Origin of the sequence: Vibrio satsumensis, assembly GCF_050337435.1 — a bacterium.
Taxonomy (GTDB): Bacteria; Pseudomonadota; Gammaproteobacteria; order Enterobacterales; family Vibrionaceae; genus Vibrio; species Vibrio satsumensis.
Map to the genome: position 1 here is coordinate 20047 of NZ_JAKJSX010000012.1, position 16041 is coordinate 36087.

Here is a 16041-nt window from a genome sequence, read left to right on the forward strand (position 1 = left end):
ACTTTCAGATACTCGTTCTTCAAGACGAATTTGATTAAAAATAGCTAAAAATTGTTCAAATAGCACGGTTGATGCGTAGAAAACCATAACTCAAGCAATAAGGTGATTGAGATTATGAGTTTAAAAAAACGATTAGAAGACGTGGCTCCACGCTTTGAAGCCGGAGGGAAGTACGAAAAGCTTTATCCTGTATACGAGGCTTTCGCGACGATATTTTATACGCCTGGTAACGTAAACCAAGGCTTGACCCATGTTCGAGATAGCATCGATCTCAAACGAATCATGATTCTGGTGTGGCTGGCAACTTTTCCTGCAATGTTCTGGGGTATGTACAACGTAGGTCATCAAGCCGTGATGGGGTTGACAGCTACCTATTCTGGCGCTGAGCTTGCCTCCATCATCGACAGCAGTTGGCGCTTGTCGTGGGCATTTGGTGATGCACAGTCACTGATGGCAAGTGGTTGGGTAAGTCAGGTGTTGCTTGGTGCACTCTATTTCCTACCCGTTTATGCCACGGTGTTTGTGGTAGGTGGCTTCTGGGAGGTACTGTTTGCTGTCGTTCGCAAGCACGAAGTTAATGAAGGCTTCTTTGTTAGCTCGGTGCTGTTTGCACTGATTCTTCCACCAACCATTCCGTTATGGCAAGCAGCGCTAGGTATCACCTTTGGTATCGTTGTCGCCAAAGAGCTGTTCGGTGGTACAGGACGAAACTTCCTCAACCCTGCACTCGCAGGCCGCGCGTTTCTCTATTTCGCGTATCCAGCCAACATGTCGGGTGGCTTAGTATGGGTTGCCGCTGACGGTTATTCAGGAGCGACTCCACTGAGTCAATGGTATGAGGGGGGCAGTACCTCTCTGATTAACAATATGACTGGCGAGACAATAACGTGGATGGACGCGTTTATCGGCAATATACCCGGCTCGATGGGTGAGGTTTCTTCATTGCTTATCATGTTGACGGGGCTGATTCTGATTGTCATGAAAATTGCCTCTTGGCGCATTGTCGCCGGTGTGATTATTGGCCTTGTGGTGACTTCAAGTTTGATGAACTGGATTGGCTCTGATACCAACTCGATGTTCTCGATGCCTTTCTACTGGCACTTTGTGTTGGGCGGTGTTGCCTTTGGTACCTTCTTCATGGCGACCGACCCAGTTTCTGCCGCTTTTACCAACCAGAGTAAGTGGGCTTACGGGATCTTGATTGGTGTAATGACGGTCGGCATCCGAGTGCTCAACCCTGCTTATCCAGAAGGCATCATGCTCGCTATCTTGTTTGCTAACCTGTTTGCTCCATTGTTCGACTTTATTGTGAAAGAGCAAAACATCAAACGCAGACAAAAACGTACAGCACGATAAGAAATAAAACCCCAACGAAAAAGGCTTGCAGATGTGCAAGCCTTTCAATTTTTATCGCGATTGCTTTGAAGTTGATTTAACTCCACTTCAAATCAATCTCGAATGGTTGGGTGTTACCACAATGCTCACCACACATCTCGTCGTAGGCACTGTTATGAATAAGCGTGGCCGACGCTACGCCTTGGTCACTAAAGTGGTCGCGCGCTTGGTTAACACTCAAAAACTTCATTGGGTGCTGGTGGTCGTCTTTGATTAACTGTTTTTGCTCGCCAATGATTTGGTAAGCCAAGTAGATCCCGCCTTCAAAGGATTCAATTAGTAGATTCATCACAAACTCCATTGCTGTTCTAGGTAGGTGGATATTTGTGTTACGTCGAATCGGTAACTAAGGTTCAGAGCGGATATAAAAAAAGCAGGCACGAGGCCTGCTTCTAAAGAGTGATCAACTAAGACGTTGATTATCTCATGGTAACAAACTCTTCTGAGCCTGTAGGGTGGATTGCCACAACAGAATCGAAGTCTGCTTTGGTTGCGCCCATCTTCATTGCAACGCCGAAGCCTTGAATCATCTCGTCAACAGTGAAGCCGATGCCGTGTAGGCCGACTACGGTCTCTTCTTCGCCAGCACATACTAGCTTCATCTTACAAGGTTGACGGTGCTTGGTTACTGCTGTGTACATCGCAGTGAAGCCAGATGTGTAAACCTTAATGTTGTCTTTGCCGTACTTCTCTTCGGCTTCTTGAGTCGTTAGACCAATAGTGCCGATAGGTGGGTGGCTGAATACAACAGTAGGTACTAGGTTGTAGTCCATTTTCGCGTTAGTTTGACCGTTGAATAGACGCTCAGAAAGCTGGCGACCTGCTTTAACTGCTACAGGTGTTAGCTCGATACCGCCTTCCATGATGTCACCAACACAGTAGATGCCAGGAACGTTAGTTGCTTGGAACTCGTCTACCTTGATGTAGCCACGATCGTTCGTCTCAACGCCAGTCGATGCTAGGTTGATAGCGTCAGTCGCTGGGTGGCGACCGATAGCCCAGATTAGGTGGTCAACGTTTTGAGTGTTGCCGTTCTCTAGATGTAGAGTCAGCGTGCCGTCCGCTTCTTTCACCACTTCTTTTGGAACAGAGTGTGTATGCAGTGTTGGACCTTCTGCTTCCATTACTTCTACTAGCGTTTCGATGATCATTGGATCGAAGCTACGTAGTGGAGATTCTTTACGGCAAAACAGGTGTGTTTCTGTGCCAAGTGCACTTAGTACGCCTGCGATCTCAACCGCGATGTAGCCCGCGCCGATTACAGCAACACGCTTAGGTTGCTCCATTAGCTCAAAGAAACCATTTGAATCGATGCCGTACTCTGCGCCTGGAATATTTGGAATGGTTGGACGACCACCTACTGCGATTAGGATGTGATCAGCTGTGTAATGTTCACCGTTAACTTCAACAGTTTTCTCGTCAACGAACTTAGCAAAACCTTTGATTACGTTTACTTTGTTGTTACCAAGAACGCGATCGTAAGATTGGTGGATACGACCAATATATGCCTGGCGGTTTTCAACTAGCTTACTCCAGTTGAAGCCTTTTACGTCAACGTCGAAGCCGTAATCTTCAGAGTATAGGTTGATTGCTTCAGCGACTTGAGCGCCGTGCCACATTACCTTTTTAGGAACACAACCAACGTTTACACAAGTACCACCAAGGTCTTGAGCTTCGATAAGTGCAACTTTTGCACCGTGCATTGCTGCGCGGTTAGCTGATGCGATGCCGCCTGAACCGCCACCGATACAGATGTAATCAAAATGAGTCGCCATTACTTTCTCCATTTATTGAAGGTTGTAGTCACAGTGAGAGCACTGGATACCTACGTCCTATAGATTCTTAAATTGTCTAATTATTATATTGAGGGCAGATCGGTTGAACTCAATCTCCCTGTTTAAAATTTATTCGTCCACATCACAGTCTGTTGAAGATTCTTCAGTCTATGATGTGGATTCGAGATTACTCGGGTACGATCCACTCTACTTTGAAGTGACCGGTTGCCGGTGCAATTGCTTCCTTCAAGAATGGAAGAATCTCGTTCATTTGGCTTTCTAGCTTCCAAGGCGGGTTGATAACAATCATGCCTGATGCTGTCATGCCGCGCTCGTTGGTGTCTGGTGATACGCCAAGTTCGATTTGTAGAATCTTGTTGATGCCTAAGCCTTCAAGACCTTCGATCATATCTTCGATGTCACAACGATTTACCACTGGGTACCAAATAGCGTAGATACCGGTCGCCCAGCGCTTATGGCTTTGAGCAATGGCTGTCACGACATCACGGTACTCTTTTGCAAGCTCGTACGGTGGGTCGATCAGCACTAAGCCGCGGCGCTCTTTTGGCGGCAGGCTTGCTTTTAGACGCTTAAAGCCATCTTCTTTGTAGATAGATACCTGACGATCGCGGTGGAACTCTTGCTCAAGCAGCGGGTGATCGGCTGGGTGAAGCTCGGTCAGTACCATGCGGTCTTGTTCGCGCAGATGGGCACGTGCAACACGTGGTGAACCCGGGTAGTAGCGCAGCTTGTCGCCATTGTTTAGCGTTGAGATAGACTCAAGGTAGCTTTGAATGTCTTCAGGAAGGTCTTTTTGCTCCCACACGCGTGCAATACCTTGCTTGTATTCACCGGTTTTTTCAGACCATTCATGCGTTAAGTCGTAACGACCTACACCAGAGTGAGTGTCATGATAAACAAAAGGCTTATCCTTCTGTTTCAAAGAATTAAGAATAAGGCTCTGTACGATATGCTTTACTACGTCGGCATGGTTACCTGCGTGAAAGCTGTGGCGATAACTTAACAAATTAAACTCTCGTAACACTCTCGATTTAGAGTGTGGTTAGTGTAGGTGGGGTTAATCAGACCATTATAACCCTCAATGGACCATAAATTCTCGAACAATTCAGGAACAGTCGTTCGCAATATGTGGTTAGTTATTGGTTCTACTATTGAAATTTGCCTTATTGGGCACTATTTAATAACTATTCGCAGGTGATTTTTTTAGGGCGAACCTGAGCCTGATGACTGTAAGACGACCTCATTACAAAAAAGACGAAAGTCTCTAAAGCCAAAGGAATGTTTATATGTCTAATCCGCTATTAACCTTCACGGACTTACCTCCGTTTTCACAAATCAAACCTGAGCACGTTAAGCCAGCGGTTGAGCAAGTGATTGAAGCGTGTCGCAACAAGATAGAACAAGTACTTGAAGGTAATACTTCACCAAGCTGGGACAACCTAGTTGCTCCGATTGAAGAAGTGGATGATCGTTTAGGCCGTATTTGGTCACCAGTAAGCCACATGAACTCTGTTGTGAACAGCGACGAACTGCGTGAAGCGTATGAGAGCTGCCTACCAGTATTGTCTGAATACGGTACTTGGGTTGGTCAACACAAAGGCTTGTTTGAAGCGTACAAAGCGATCAAGGCGAGCGAAGCATTCTCGGCATTAAACCGAGCGCAACAAAAAACCATTACCGATGCACTGCGTGATTTCGAGCTGTCAGGCATTGGCTTGCCAGCTGACGAACAGCACCGTTACGGTGAGATCAGCAAGCGCCAGTCTGAGCTAGGCTCTCAATTCTCAAACAACGTGCTTGATGCAACCATGGGTTGGAGCAAGCAGATCACAGACGTCGCTGAATTAGCGGGCATGCCTGAATCAGCACTGGCGGCAGCTCAAGCGGCAGCGGAGTCTAAAGAGCAAGAAGGTTACCTACTGACTCTGGATATCCCATCATACCTACCGGTGATGACCTACTGTGATAATCAAGAGCTACGTAAAGAGCTGTACGAAGCGTACGTAACACGCGCTTCGGACCGTGGACCAAATGCTGGTAAATGGGACAACACAGAGATCATCACCGAGCAACTTAAACTGCGTCACGAGATCGCTCGCATGCTGGGTTTTAGCACTTACAGCGAGAAATCACTGTCGACCAAGATGGCAGAAACGCCAGATCAGGTTCTTGGCTTCCTGAACGACCTAGCAGTAAAAGCAAAACCACAAGGTGAACGCGAAGTTGAAGAGCTGCGTCAGTTTGCTGAGAAAGAGTTTGGTGTTTCTGAGCTAAACCTATGGGACATCGCTTACTACAGCGAAAAACAGAAGCAGAACCTATTCGAGATCTCTGATGAAGAGCTTCGCCCATACTTCCCTGAATCGAACGTGGTTTCAGGTCTGTTTGAGGTACTTAACCGTGTGTTTGGTATGTCGGTAACAGAGCGTGAAGGCGTCGACACATGGCATGAGTCTGTGCGCTTCTTTGATATCTTTGATGCAACAGGTGCACTGCGCGGTAGCTTCTACCTAGATTTATACGCACGTGAGCACAAACGTGGCGGCGCTTGGATGGATGACTGTCGTGGTCGTCGTATTACTGAATCTGGTGAACTACAAACACCTGTCGCTTACCTAACGTGTAACTTCAACAAGCCAGTTGGTGATAAGCCAGCACTGTTTACTCATGATGAAGTCGTGACTTTGTTCCATGAGTTTGGCCACGGTATCCATCACATGCTAACGCAAGTTGAAGCGGGTGCTGTGGCAGGTATCAACGGTGTGCCTTGGGATGCGGTTGAGCTACCAAGTCAGTTCCTAGAAAACTGGTGCTGGGAAGAAGAAGCGCTGTCGTTCATCTCGGGTCATTTCGAAACGGGTGAAGCCTTACCAAAAGAGATGCTAGAGAAGATGCTAGCGGCGAAGAACTTCCAATCGGCGATGTTTATCCTGCGCCAACTAGAGCTTGGCTTGTTCGACTTTACGTTGCACACAGAGTACGACCCAGAAGTGGGTGCGCGCGTACTAGAAACGCTAGCAGACGTGAAATCTAAGGTATCGGTACTGCCAAGCCTTGATTGGAACCGTTTCTCACACAGCTTTGGTCACATCTTTGCGGGTGGTTACAGTGCGGGTTACTATAGCTACCTATGGGCAGAAGTGCTTTCAGCCGATGCGTTCTCAGCATTTGAAGAAGAGGGTATCTTCAACACTGAAACCGGTAATCGCTTCCTGAACAACATCCTTGAAATGGGTGGTAGTGAAGAGCCAATGGAGCTGTTCAAACGCTTCCGAGGTCGCGAGCCACAAATCGATGCGATGCTGCGTCATGCGGGTATCAGCGCTTAATATTGAGCTGATCAGAATGTAAAAAGAGCCTCCTTGTGAGGCTCTTTTTGTATCGATTTATCAAACAATTATGGATTCACGTTGCGGTTGATAGGGTTCTGCAATGAAATCAGTGTCTCTGTCGACTGCACTTCATCAATCGCCTGCAGCTTATCGATCAACACAAACTGCAGCTCTTCAATCGACTTACACATCAGCTTAACGAAAATATTGTAGGCACCAGTGGTGTAGTAGGCTTCAACCACTTCATCTAGGGCATTCAGCTTGGCGATTGCCGAGTGGTAATCTTTGGCTGCATTCAGGTTGATGCCGATAAAGCAACATACGTCGTAACCTAGCTTTTTCGTATTTACCACAACCTCGGTACGCTCAATAATGTCGGCCGATCTCATTTTCTCGATACGGACGTGAATAGTCGCAGGGCTTACGTCAAACTGCTTTGCCATCTCTGCGTAAGGTGTACGAGCATCTTCCATTAAGGTTTTCAGAATGGCACGGTCTAGGTCATCGAGACGAGCGGTAGTTGTGGACATGCGTAACCCTTAGATTTAATGAAAATATATCGGCTAGAGTACATATCATAGCCAAGGGTGATAATATTAGCAGCAACAATGATGTTAGGGTGAATTCAGTGCGATTTTGGGTGTTATTTATTGCGATGTGTTGGAGCGTATTTGCTTCGGCGCAGACAAAAGATGTATTGGTGATCCACTCCTACCATCAAGGTTTTTTCTGGACGGATGATTTCCATAAAGGCTTGTCCGAAGAACTCGATCGCGACGGGTTGTCTTACCGTGTCGTTTATCTCGATAGTAAACGTACCCAAAACCAAGAATACCTAGAGCGTGTGTATCAGCTTTATCACACCAAGCTACAGCATGAAGAATTTGCAGCAATTGTCGTTAGTGACAATAATGCGCTCAACCTAATGAAGCGCCTTGCGCCCGATCTCAAGGGCACACCTGTCATCTTTGGTGGCATCAATAATTTCTCGCCTGAAATGATCGAAGGTTTGAACGCAACGGGCATCACTGAAGATATCGACTTAGTGGGCAATATCGAGCTGGTTAAACGTCTTCAATCGACCGTAAAGAAGATCTACATTGTTACCGATTACTCGGTCACGGGGGAGGCGATTCGTTCTCAAATCGATCTTTTCATCAAAACCCATCCGGATTTTTCTGATCTCGTTGAGCACTATGTGCCGGATTCCTACCAAGAGTTAATGGATTTTTCTCAACGTGCTGATCTAGGTAAGAGCTTGCTATTTTGGGCCTATTACCGCGATGCACAAGGTAGAGTGAGTAGCGATGAAGATTGGCGACAACTGAATATCAAGACCCAAATGCCACTGTATATGGTGCACGATCTAGGGCTAGGTTTTGGTGCGATTGGTGGTGTGATTCAAAGTGGTGAAACGCAAGGTCGAGACACTGGGCGAGTGCTACTGAATGTGCTCGCCAATCCGGATAAACCGCTGCCCCAAGTGGTTGCTGGCGCGCCAGAAATCAAACTCGATTACCAACAAATCTCACGTTGGGATCTGGGTGCAGAGAATGAAGCCTCGGTGACCTTCCTCAACAAGCCTAAGTCATTTTTAGTACGCTACCGCGATGAAATTCGCACCATAGGTTTGCTGTTTTTGGTTATGTCGTGTGTCATCGCGACCTTGGTGTATTACCTTAATCGCCTTAAAAAAAGTGAACGTGCCAGCCGACAAAGCCAGCTGCTACTGGAATCGATATTCGACCAAAGCCTGCAGTTCATGGGCATTATTGATAAGGGCGGTGTGTTGTTGTCGAGTAACAGCAAGCTACATGAGCTGCTTTATAATCAAGGCTATAAATTGGGAACGCCGCTTCAACAACATCAACACTGGGAAGATTCCGCACGAGAAGTGCTAACCGAATATTTCATCGCAAAAAATGAGCACCCAGCCTTACGATTTGAAGCCGAGGTGTGGTGTCGGGATCGCGGTGCGATGGTGTTGGATATTTCATTGAAGCCGATGCCTGGCAGTGAAGAGGAAGACATTCAGTTCCTATTTGAGGCGCGCGACGTGACTTCGCGTAAACTTGCTGAGAATAAACTGTTCCAACGTGAAGCGAACTTGAAGCTGTATTACGACAAACAGCCTGTGATGATGATTACGCTCGATGGCAATAATCGCATTCAACAAGTGAACCAATTTGCCGAGGAGCTTTTGGGTTATCCACTAGATCAGCTATTAGGGCATCGTCCTAGAGAGTTCTATGTTGATGAGAATGCGATGATTCCTCGCCATATCTTGTTGCAACCACAGCATAAAATTCGTGGTGTGTGGCGTCGTGATATCGAATATCGCCATGCCGACGGTAGCAAGATCTGGATTCGTGAAAATATCCGCCCGTTGGTCGAGTCTGATCAGCTGTTGATTGTGGGTGAAGACATCACCGAGACGCACGAGCTTTCTGAAAAGCTAGAGTATCAAGCTCGCTATGACCTGCTGACTGACACCTTCAACCGTAACCACTTTGAGCAAGAGCTACAGAAGGCACTCAAAGAAGTTGAGAGCCACATGCGAACCCACGCAATGCTGTTCTTAGACCTAGACCAACTGAAAGTACTGAACGATACCGCAGGGCATGAAGCGGGCGATGCCGCGATCTTGTTTAGTGCGCAGTTATTGGAAGAGGTACTGCCATATAATGCTGTGTTGGCACGAATGGGTGGTGATGAGTTTGCGGTATTAATCAAAGACTGCACTGAGCGCGATGCGGTTAATGTATGTCGCAGTATTATCTCGATGATGAGCGACAATCCATTCCTGTGGGATGATATTCGTCTCAACCTGACCTGTTCTATTGGCATTCGATTGATTGACCATACTGCCGCTTCACCGCAGATGGTGCATGCCCAGGCGGATGCGGCTTGTCATGCCGCTAAAGAAGAAGGCCGTAACCGTTACAACCTTTACCATCAAGATGATGAAGACCTGCGTCGTCGTCATCTTGAGATGGAGTGCGTCAACCTAGTGCATGAAGCCTTGGCTAACGATCGCTTAGAACTGTTTGCGCAGCGTATTCTTGGTTTAGATGAAGACAGCGATAAAATGCACTTTGAGATCTTGGTACGCATCAAGAACATCAAAGGGGAATACATCTCCCCGGGGATCTTCATGCCAGCCTCAGAGCGTTATAACATCGCGCATTTGATTGACCGACAAGTCGTTAGTCAAACCTTGAGTTGGTTGGAGCAACGTCCAGAGATAATTGAAGAACTGGGGATGTGTTCAATCAACCTTTCCGGCCACTCGATGGGTAATCGTGAATTTGTAGAGTTCTTGATAGAGAGCTTAAGAGATTCATCTATACCGTGTCATAAGATTTGTTTGGAGATCACCGAAACAGCGGCTATGAGTAACATGAAGCAGGCGATCAAATTCTTCACTCGGATCAAAGAGCTTGGCTGCATGATTGCATTGGATGATTTCGGCTCAGGGCTATCGTCATTTGGTTATCTGAAAAAACTGCCCGTCGATATTGTAAAGATCGATGGCCTATTTGTACGTGATATTGATGTCAACGAGATGGATCATGTGATGGTTCGTTCGATTAATGATCTTGCTAAGCAGATGGGCAAGCACACCGTGGCTGAGTTCGTTGAAAATACCCAGATCATCGACAAGCTGATCGAGCTTGGTGTGAACTACGCGCAGGGCTACATCATAGGACGACCTAAGCCACTGGCGGAGCTCGTTGAAGAGTTAAGACAAGAACGCGAGAGAGAGCCATTGGTTTAGGTAAGCCGACTTTAGCTGGGATTACTTTGCACCGCTAATATGTATTGTTGAGGCGATCAGGTAAACTGGTTGCCTCTTTTGTTTTGAATACTACTGTCTGTTGGAGACGACCTTGCAACTACAACTGATTTGCGAAGATGCTACACAAATCGATCATCTGAATGACTTAGCGACCCGTTGGAATTTATCTCACGATGAAAGCAGCGAATTTGCTTTGGTGCTGACTAGCGAACGACTTGAGCTACGCAAAGTAGACGAACCCAAGTTAGGTGCTATCTTCGTTGATTTAGTTGGCGGTGCGGTTGGTCATCGACGTAAATTTGGTGGCGGTAAAGGTCAGGCAATCGCTAAGGCGGCAGGTTTGAATAAAGGGGCTACGCCAACCATTCTTGATGGTACGGCTGGCTTAGGGCGTGATGCATTTGTATTGGCTTCTCTAGGTTGTAAGGTGCAAATGGTCGAGCGTCATCCTGTTGTGGCAGCGCTGCTTGATGATGGATTACAGCGTGCACAGCAAGACCCTGATATTGGTTGTTGGGTAAGCGAACGTATGACGTTGATTCACGCTTCGAGCCATGATGCGTTGGATAAGCTTAGTAACGATCCTAATTTTGAACAGCCTGATGTGGTGTACCTCGATCCAATGTACCCACACCCTGAGAACAAAAAGAAATCAGCTTTGGTCAAAAAAGAGATGCGCGTATTCCAATCTTTAGTGGGTGCGGATCTGGATGCTGATGGTCTATTTGAACCGGCGATGAAGTTGGCATCGAAGCGAGTTGTGGTTAAAAGACCCGATTATGCGGCTTGGTTACACGAGCAAAAGCCGAGCATGGCGATCGAAACCAAAAAGAATCGTTTTGATGTGTATGTGAAAGCATCAATGACTTAGATAAAGCATCAATAACTTAGAGACACGCTAAGAAAATTTCCCGTCATAAATACGATAAAATGCCATTTAACACTTGCGATAGTCGCGTTACGGATGTATATCTAACTAAGAATCATTATTATTCTTAGCTGGAGTTGTAGCATGGCTAAACGCTTTTGTAAGTTAAACCGTCGAGATATCACTGAACACTTGGGCGAGATCCACAGCTTGGTTACTGAACCTAAGTTTGTGTGTCGTTCTTGTGCTCGTTCTTCGGCGGATCAAGCTAATCTATGCAAACCAACAGCAATTCCACCTCTTGGTTGTCAGAACAAGCCTGTAGAAGAGAAGGCAGCATGCGGCCTGTTAGCGGAAACATTACCTGTACCTGAGCTATCGCTCGCGGAAATCAACGAGTCAATTGAGCGTAGCGTGCAAATATTCGATCCAGCCGCTGCTGATATTGCCCCTCATCTTGCAAAAAAAGAAGCAGTACAGAAAAAAGCCAAGCTGAAAAAACTGATGGCGAAGGCGAGTGGTGATGAGAAAGCAGAACTCAAGCGTGCGAAGAAAGCGGCAAAGAAACAAGAGAAATACAACAAAAAGTTAGTGAAGATGATTAAGAAGCAGCAAAAGCTGTTTAAGAAAAGTCAGAAACTGGAAAGTGATCTTGAACGCATCAACCTACAACTTGATGACGTTGCCTTCACTGAAACCAAGACTCAGGTAGTGAGCCACAATCACATCCACTGAAGTTGATTTGAATGGTTTGTTGCTACCGCGATGATTTAAAAAGAGCGACCTAAGGTCGCTCTTTTGCTTTTTGGGGTTATCCGAGCTAACTCATGCAGCTCATTGAAAGCAGTTAGGCGTTGCTTGCGGATCTTGCAACGCGTTTCTTCACCCACGTCTCATTGACGAATAGAGAGAATAAGATAACAGCGCCACCAATAGACAATCGAACTAAATCGACATCTCTGTTCCAAATCAGGATATTCACCACAAGGCCCGCAGGCACTAATGCATTGTTCATCACCGCTAGCGCACCAGCATTCACCATGCACGCGCCTTTATTCCACATAAAGTAACCCAATCCAGAGGCAATCAAGCCAAGGTAGATCAGGATTCCCCATTGAAGTGTTGTGGTTGGTAGTTTTTCAGGGTTGCCCAGCAGCATGAAAGCAACCGATGCGACGCATAACGCCCCTAGGTAGAAGTAACCAAATACTGTTCGCTGAGGTAACTCGGTCGATTCTTTCTCCATCACCACTTTGTAGCCCACCTGACCGATAGCAAAACAGAGGTTCGCGCCTTGTACGACAAGGAAGCCAACTAAAAAGTTTTCGTTGATGCCTGCGAATTTAATGAATACCGCGCCCAATACCGCAATTGCAGCTGTCACTAAGTACCACGGAGAGAATTGCCCTTTAAGAAAGTCATAAATCAGCGTGACGTAAATTGGTGTGAAAACCGTAAATAAAAGGACTTCAGGAACGGACAGCAGTAAGAAAGACTGATAGTAGAAGCAGTACATTAGGCCAAGCTGGATACCACCAATCGCCATCAATTTAGCGATCAGCTTACGCGATATGCCGCGAAACTTTAGAAAAGGAAGAAATACGACGCCAGCAAGGGCAACACGCATTAAAACAGAGAACCAAGAGTCAACCTGACCCGCAAGGTAAACGCCGATCAGGCTAAAGGAGAAGGCCCATAGGAGGGTAACACCAGCTAAATAGCTCATAGTAAAACTTCGTTAATAAGATATGAGCTGTATGTTACCTAACCTTAAATCATTAGTCTTCTGAATCTCTTAGAGGCACGACCAGCATATCAACCGGAGACGCGTTGATCAGTTGTCGTGTTGAAGAAAGCAGCTTACTCCAAAAGTCTTGATGGTGACCACAAACCACGAGGTCAACATTGAACTCGTTGATGGTGTCACACAGTTCATGACTTAAATCACCACTGCCAACGAGGGTATGGGTGATCGGGTATTGAGCGTGCTCCGCAAAATTTTGCAGCTGAATACGAGACGCTTCCATCGCGTTGTGCTGGGTTTCGGCCATGTTGATATCAATCAGGCCAGTGTAGAGCTCTGCGTAGTTAATATCGATATGGATAAAAGAGACTTTGGCTTCCAATGGCTTTGCCAATGCTACCGCTTTATCCACAATTAATTTGCTGTCTTCTGATAAATCGACTGCGACCAAAATATGTTTGTAACTCATATCGCTACCTCCTTTATTCATTGTCTGTTTAAAGATTAGCACTATGCGATGGCTTTTTTTGCTGAAGTGATCTCATATCCACTGTCTTGCGTAATGACAGCTCAAAATATTGGTTAACTAATGGCCTGCGAGATATTCATTAAATAGTGATATAGTAGAGAAAATTGAGGATGTAATTAGGAGTCTTAAATGCTGTCAAAAACTATGGTTGAGCAACTGAATGATCAAATTAACCTAGAATTTTTCTCATCCAATCTATACTTACAAATGAGTGCTTGGTGTGAAGACAAAGGATTTGAAGGTGCAGCAGAGTTTCTGCGTGTTCATGCAGTAGAAGAAATGGAACATATGCAGCGTCTTTTCACTTACGTAAGCGAAACAGGTGCAATGCCAATTCTGGGTGCGATTGAAGCACCAAAACACGAATTCGAAAGCCTTGGCGCAGTGTTCCGTGAAACTTATGAACATGAGCAGATGATTACTGAAAAGATCAACAAACTGGCTCACGTTGCTTTCAGCACACAAGACTACTCAACCTTTAACTTCCTGCAATGGTACGTTGCAGAGCAACACGAAGAAGAGAAGTTGTTTAAAGGTGTATTGGATAAGCTAGAACTTGTTGGTGAAGACGGTAAAGCACTGTTCTTTATTGATAAAGACCTAGCGCAATTGGCAAAAGATGGTTCATCTTCAATTATGGAAGCTCCTGCCGTTTAGGTAGTACGAGAAAGACACTGATTATCTTTTTCTTTTGAGTTTTCTTATGAAGATGTAGGGAGGAAAGGATGATCAGCGGCGACACTATTCTATTTGCACTAATGGTTGTGACTTGCGTGAACTGGGCGCGTTATTTTACTGCGCTAAGAACGCTCATTTATATTATGCGAGAAGCGCATCCTCTGCTTTATCAACAAGTAGACGGAGGCGGTTTTTTCACAACCCATGGCAATATGACCAAACAGGTTCGCTTGTTTAGCTACATCAAAAGCAAAGAGTATCACCATCATCACGATGAAGTGTTTACTGCGAAGTGCGATCGTGTGAGAAAGTTATTCATACTCTCTTTCGCCCTGCTGGGTGTAACGTTGCTGGCTTCTTTCATCGTCTAAGTCATTTAGCACATGTGAAGTAGAACTTAGTTTTTGGTGTAAAACTACGGTTGTTGGTTCGCTAAGCCAAATAGTGGTTTTGCTGCTGTCTACAAATTGTACAATTGAACACCAATTGCAAAGTTTAAAATTGCCGCTAAAATAGCGAGCAATTAGTAAGGATGTGCTGTTTATGCACATCCTTTTTTATTGATGGCATTTCGAGAACAGGGCGTACTCGGGCTGCAAAAGTGAAGAAAAGCAGAACCACATGAGTGAAAAATTTGATGTAATCGTAATTGGTGCGGGCGCCGCAGGCTTAATGTGTGCTGCGGAAGCTGGTAAACGTGGCCGACGAGTGCTGGTGGTTGATCATGCGAAAAAGCCAGGCAGAAAAATTTTAATCTCAGGTGGCGGCCGTTGTAACTTCACTAACTACGATGTTTCAGCAAACAACTTCCTGTGTAACAACTCTCACTTCGTGAAATCAGCCTTATCTCAATACACCAACTGGGATTTCATCTCGATGGTGAGCAAGTACGGTATTGAGTTCGAAGAGCGCGATCACGGCCAATTGTTCTGTGTGAATGACCACACCGCAAAAGACATTGTGAGCATGTTGCTTGACGAGTGTAAGCAAGCGAAAGTCGAACAACGCTACCGTTGTGATGTTCACTCCATCGAAAAAACAGACGCTGGCTTCCAGATGCACCTCAATACCGACCAAGTTGAATGTGACTCATTGGTGGTAGCGACTGGTGGTTTGTCGATGCCTAAGCTGGGCGCAACGCCATTTGGCTATAAGATTGCTGAGCAATTTGGTTTGTCTGTAATGCCGACTACGGCGGGGCTAGTACCATTCACGCTGCATAAAGAAGACAAAGAAGATTTCGCAGAGCTTTCTGGTATCGCAATTCCTGCTGAGATCACGGCGCAAGATGGAACCTTGTTCAAAGAAGCGTTGCTGTTTACTCACCGCGGCTTATCTGGTCCTTCAGTACTGCAAATTTCTTCGTTCTGGAAAGCGGGTCAATCGGTTTCGATTAATCTAGTACCTGAAGTGGATGTGGCTGAGTTGCTGGCCAATTCTCGCGAGAAGCACCCAAATCAGAGTTTGAAAAATACTTTGGCGAAAGCACTGCCGAAGCGTTTTGTGGAAGTGTTGATTGACCGTAAAGAGCTGGAAGACAAACCGCTTAAGCAGTTCAATGAAAAGCAGCTTAGTGGTATTGTTGAGCACCTAGAGAACTGGAAAATTGCGCCAAACGGCACTGAAGGTTATCGAACGGCCGAAGTGACTCTAGGCGGTGTGGACACCAATCACTTATCTTCAAAAACCATGGAGTGTAAGAGCGTCTCCGGCCTCTACTTCATCGGTGAAGTAATGGACGTAACAGGTTGGCTTGGAGGCTATAACTTCCAATGGTGTTGGAGCTCAGGTTTTGCTGCGGGCCAGTGGGTTTAAGTTTTCCCATAGATTTTAAATTACATAAAAATGGCGAGTCATACGGCTCGCCATTTTTGTATCTAGTTTAGCGTTAAAGGTAACT

General features: G+C 46.0%; 14 protein-coding genes. 8 read left to right on the top strand and 6 right to left on the bottom strand.

Annotation, left to right across the window (positions count from 1 at the left end):
• Positions 1–114 precede the first annotated feature (114 nt).
• A complete protein-coding gene (locus tag L4C44_RS16090) occupies positions 115–1356 on the top strand; it encodes an NADH:ubiquinone reductase (Na(+)-transporting) subunit B (protein WP_146491950.1) in 1242 nt (413 codons plus the stop codon).
• 76 nt (positions 1357–1432) lie between these two features.
• On the opposite strand, the gene L4C44_RS16095 is transcribed toward L4C44_RS16090, so the two are convergent.
• The 3 genes from L4C44_RS16095 to L4C44_RS16105 form a co-directional block, all read right to left on the bottom strand.
• Positions 1433–1684, bottom strand: coding sequence for a DUF6482 family protein (locus tag L4C44_RS16095; RefSeq protein ID WP_065207383.1), 252 nt, complete (start codon positions 1682–1684; stop codon positions 1433–1435).
• Between the two features lie 130 nt (positions 1685–1814).
• Complete coding sequence (gene gorA, locus L4C44_RS16100) at positions 1815–3170, bottom strand: glutathione-disulfide reductase (RefSeq protein ID WP_239832433.1); 1356 nt, start codon at positions 3168–3170, stop codon at positions 1815–1817.
• A gap of 187 nt (positions 3171–3357) precedes the next feature.
• Entirely contained in the window at positions 3358–4197 is an 840-nt protein-coding gene (locus L4C44_RS16105; RefSeq protein ID WP_428805361.1) for a 23S rRNA (adenine(2030)-N(6))-methyltransferase RlmJ, read from the bottom strand.
• Positions 4198–4477: 280 nt separating this feature from the next.
• On the opposite strand from L4C44_RS16105, the gene prlC reads away from it, so the two are divergent.
• A complete protein-coding gene (gene prlC / locus L4C44_RS16110) occupies positions 4478–6520 on the top strand; it encodes an oligopeptidase A (RefSeq protein ID WP_265972270.1) in 2043 nt (680 codons plus the stop codon).
• Between the two features lie 68 nt (positions 6521–6588).
• Here the strand turns inward: prlC and asnC are convergent, their stop codons facing one another.
• Positions 6589–7053 (bottom strand): transcriptional regulator AsnC, encoded by a 465-nt coding sequence (asnC, locus tag L4C44_RS16115; RefSeq protein WP_008218581.1) that lies wholly within the window; start codon positions 7051–7053, stop codon positions 6589–6591.
• A 125-nt stretch (positions 7054–7178) separates the two neighbouring features.
• On the opposite strand from asnC, the gene L4C44_RS16120 reads away from it, so the two are divergent.
• From L4C44_RS16120 to L4C44_RS16130, 3 genes are all read left to right on the top strand, one after another.
• Entirely contained in the window at positions 7179–10301 is a 3123-nt protein-coding gene (locus L4C44_RS16120; protein ID WP_428805440.1) for an EAL domain-containing protein, read from the top strand.
• Positions 10302–10413: 112 nt separating this feature from the next.
• Positions 10414–11193 carry a class I SAM-dependent methyltransferase gene (locus tag L4C44_RS16125; protein WP_146491952.1) on the top strand — a complete coding sequence of 260 codons (780 nt, stop codon included), beginning with the start codon at positions 10414–10416 and terminating at the stop codon, positions 11191–11193.
• A 141-nt stretch (positions 11194–11334) separates the two neighbouring features.
• Positions 11335–11925 (top strand): hypothetical protein, encoded by a 591-nt coding sequence (locus L4C44_RS16130; RefSeq protein ID WP_146491953.1) that lies wholly within the window; start codon positions 11335–11337, stop codon positions 11923–11925.
• Positions 11926–12037: 112 nt separating this feature from the next.
• Here the strand turns inward: L4C44_RS16130 and L4C44_RS16135 are convergent, their stop codons facing one another.
• Together L4C44_RS16135 and uspA are read right to left on the bottom strand one after the other, a co-directional pair.
• Positions 12038–12916, bottom strand: coding sequence for a carboxylate/amino acid/amine transporter (locus tag L4C44_RS16135; protein ID WP_146491954.1), 879 nt, complete (start codon positions 12914–12916; stop codon positions 12038–12040).
• A 52-nt stretch (positions 12917–12968) separates the two neighbouring features.
• Positions 12969–13403, bottom strand: coding sequence for a universal stress protein UspA (gene uspA, locus L4C44_RS16140; RefSeq protein WP_017060149.1), 435 nt, complete (start codon positions 13401–13403; stop codon positions 12969–12971).
• Positions 13404–13592: 189 nt separating this feature from the next.
• Between uspA and ftnA the strand changes: the two genes are divergently transcribed.
• The 3 genes from ftnA to L4C44_RS16155 all read left to right on the top strand — a co-directional run bounded on the left by ftnA (position 13593) and on the right by L4C44_RS16155 (position 15956).
• Positions 13593–14120: a non-heme ferritin gene (ftnA, locus tag L4C44_RS16145; protein WP_017066029.1), complete on the top strand. Its 528-nt coding sequence runs from the start codon at positions 13593–13595 to the stop codon at positions 14118–14120.
• Positions 14121–14188: 68 nt separating this feature from the next.
• On the top strand, positions 14189–14512 hold the full coding sequence (gene uspB / locus L4C44_RS16150; RefSeq protein WP_428805362.1) for a universal stress protein UspB: 324 nt from the start codon (positions 14189–14191) through the stop codon (positions 14510–14512).
• 250 nt (positions 14513–14762) lie between these two features.
• Positions 14763–15956, top strand: coding sequence for a BaiN/RdsA family NAD(P)/FAD-dependent oxidoreductase (locus L4C44_RS16155; RefSeq protein WP_372383694.1), 1194 nt, complete (start codon positions 14763–14765; stop codon positions 15954–15956).
• Positions 15957–16041: the final 85 nt, after the last annotated feature.

Excerpts from the sequence above, each read along its gene's own strand:
- L4C44_RS16090 (WP_146491950.1), top strand. The coding sequence starts at position 115 with ATGAGTTTAAAAAAACGATTAGAAGACGTGGCTCCACGCTTTGAAGCC.
- L4C44_RS16095 (WP_065207383.1), bottom strand. The coding sequence starts at position 1,684 with ATGAATCTACTAATTGAATCCTTTGAAGGCGGGATCTACTTGGCTTAC.
- gorA (WP_239832433.1), bottom strand. The coding sequence starts at position 3,170 with ATGGCGACTCATTTTGATTACATCTGTATCGGTGGCGGTTCAGGCGGC.
- prlC (WP_265972270.1), top strand. The coding sequence starts at position 4,478 with ATGTCTAATCCGCTATTAACCTTCACGGACTTACCTCCGTTTTCACAA.
- asnC (WP_008218581.1), bottom strand. The coding sequence starts at position 7,053 with ATGTCCACAACTACCGCTCGTCTCGATGACCTAGACCGTGCCATTCTG.
- L4C44_RS16120 (WP_428805440.1), top strand. The coding sequence starts at position 7,179 with ATGTGTTGGAGCGTATTTGCTTCGGCGCAGACAAAAGATGTATTGGTG.
- L4C44_RS16130 (WP_146491953.1), top strand. The coding sequence starts at position 11,335 with ATGGCTAAACGCTTTTGTAAGTTAAACCGTCGAGATATCACTGAACAC.
- L4C44_RS16135 (WP_146491954.1), bottom strand. The coding sequence starts at position 12,916 with ATGAGCTATTTAGCTGGTGTTACCCTCCTATGGGCCTTCTCCTTTAGC.
- uspA (WP_017060149.1), bottom strand. The coding sequence starts at position 13,403 with ATGAGTTACAAACATATTTTGGTCGCAGTCGATTTATCAGAAGACAGC.
- ftnA (WP_017066029.1), top strand. The coding sequence starts at position 13,593 with ATGCTGTCAAAAACTATGGTTGAGCAACTGAATGATCAAATTAACCTA.
- uspB (WP_428805362.1), top strand. The coding sequence starts at position 14,189 with ATGATCAGCGGCGACACTATTCTATTTGCACTAATGGTTGTGACTTGC.
- L4C44_RS16155 (WP_372383694.1), top strand. The coding sequence starts at position 14,763 with ATGAGTGAAAAATTTGATGTAATCGTAATTGGTGCGGGCGCCGCAGGC.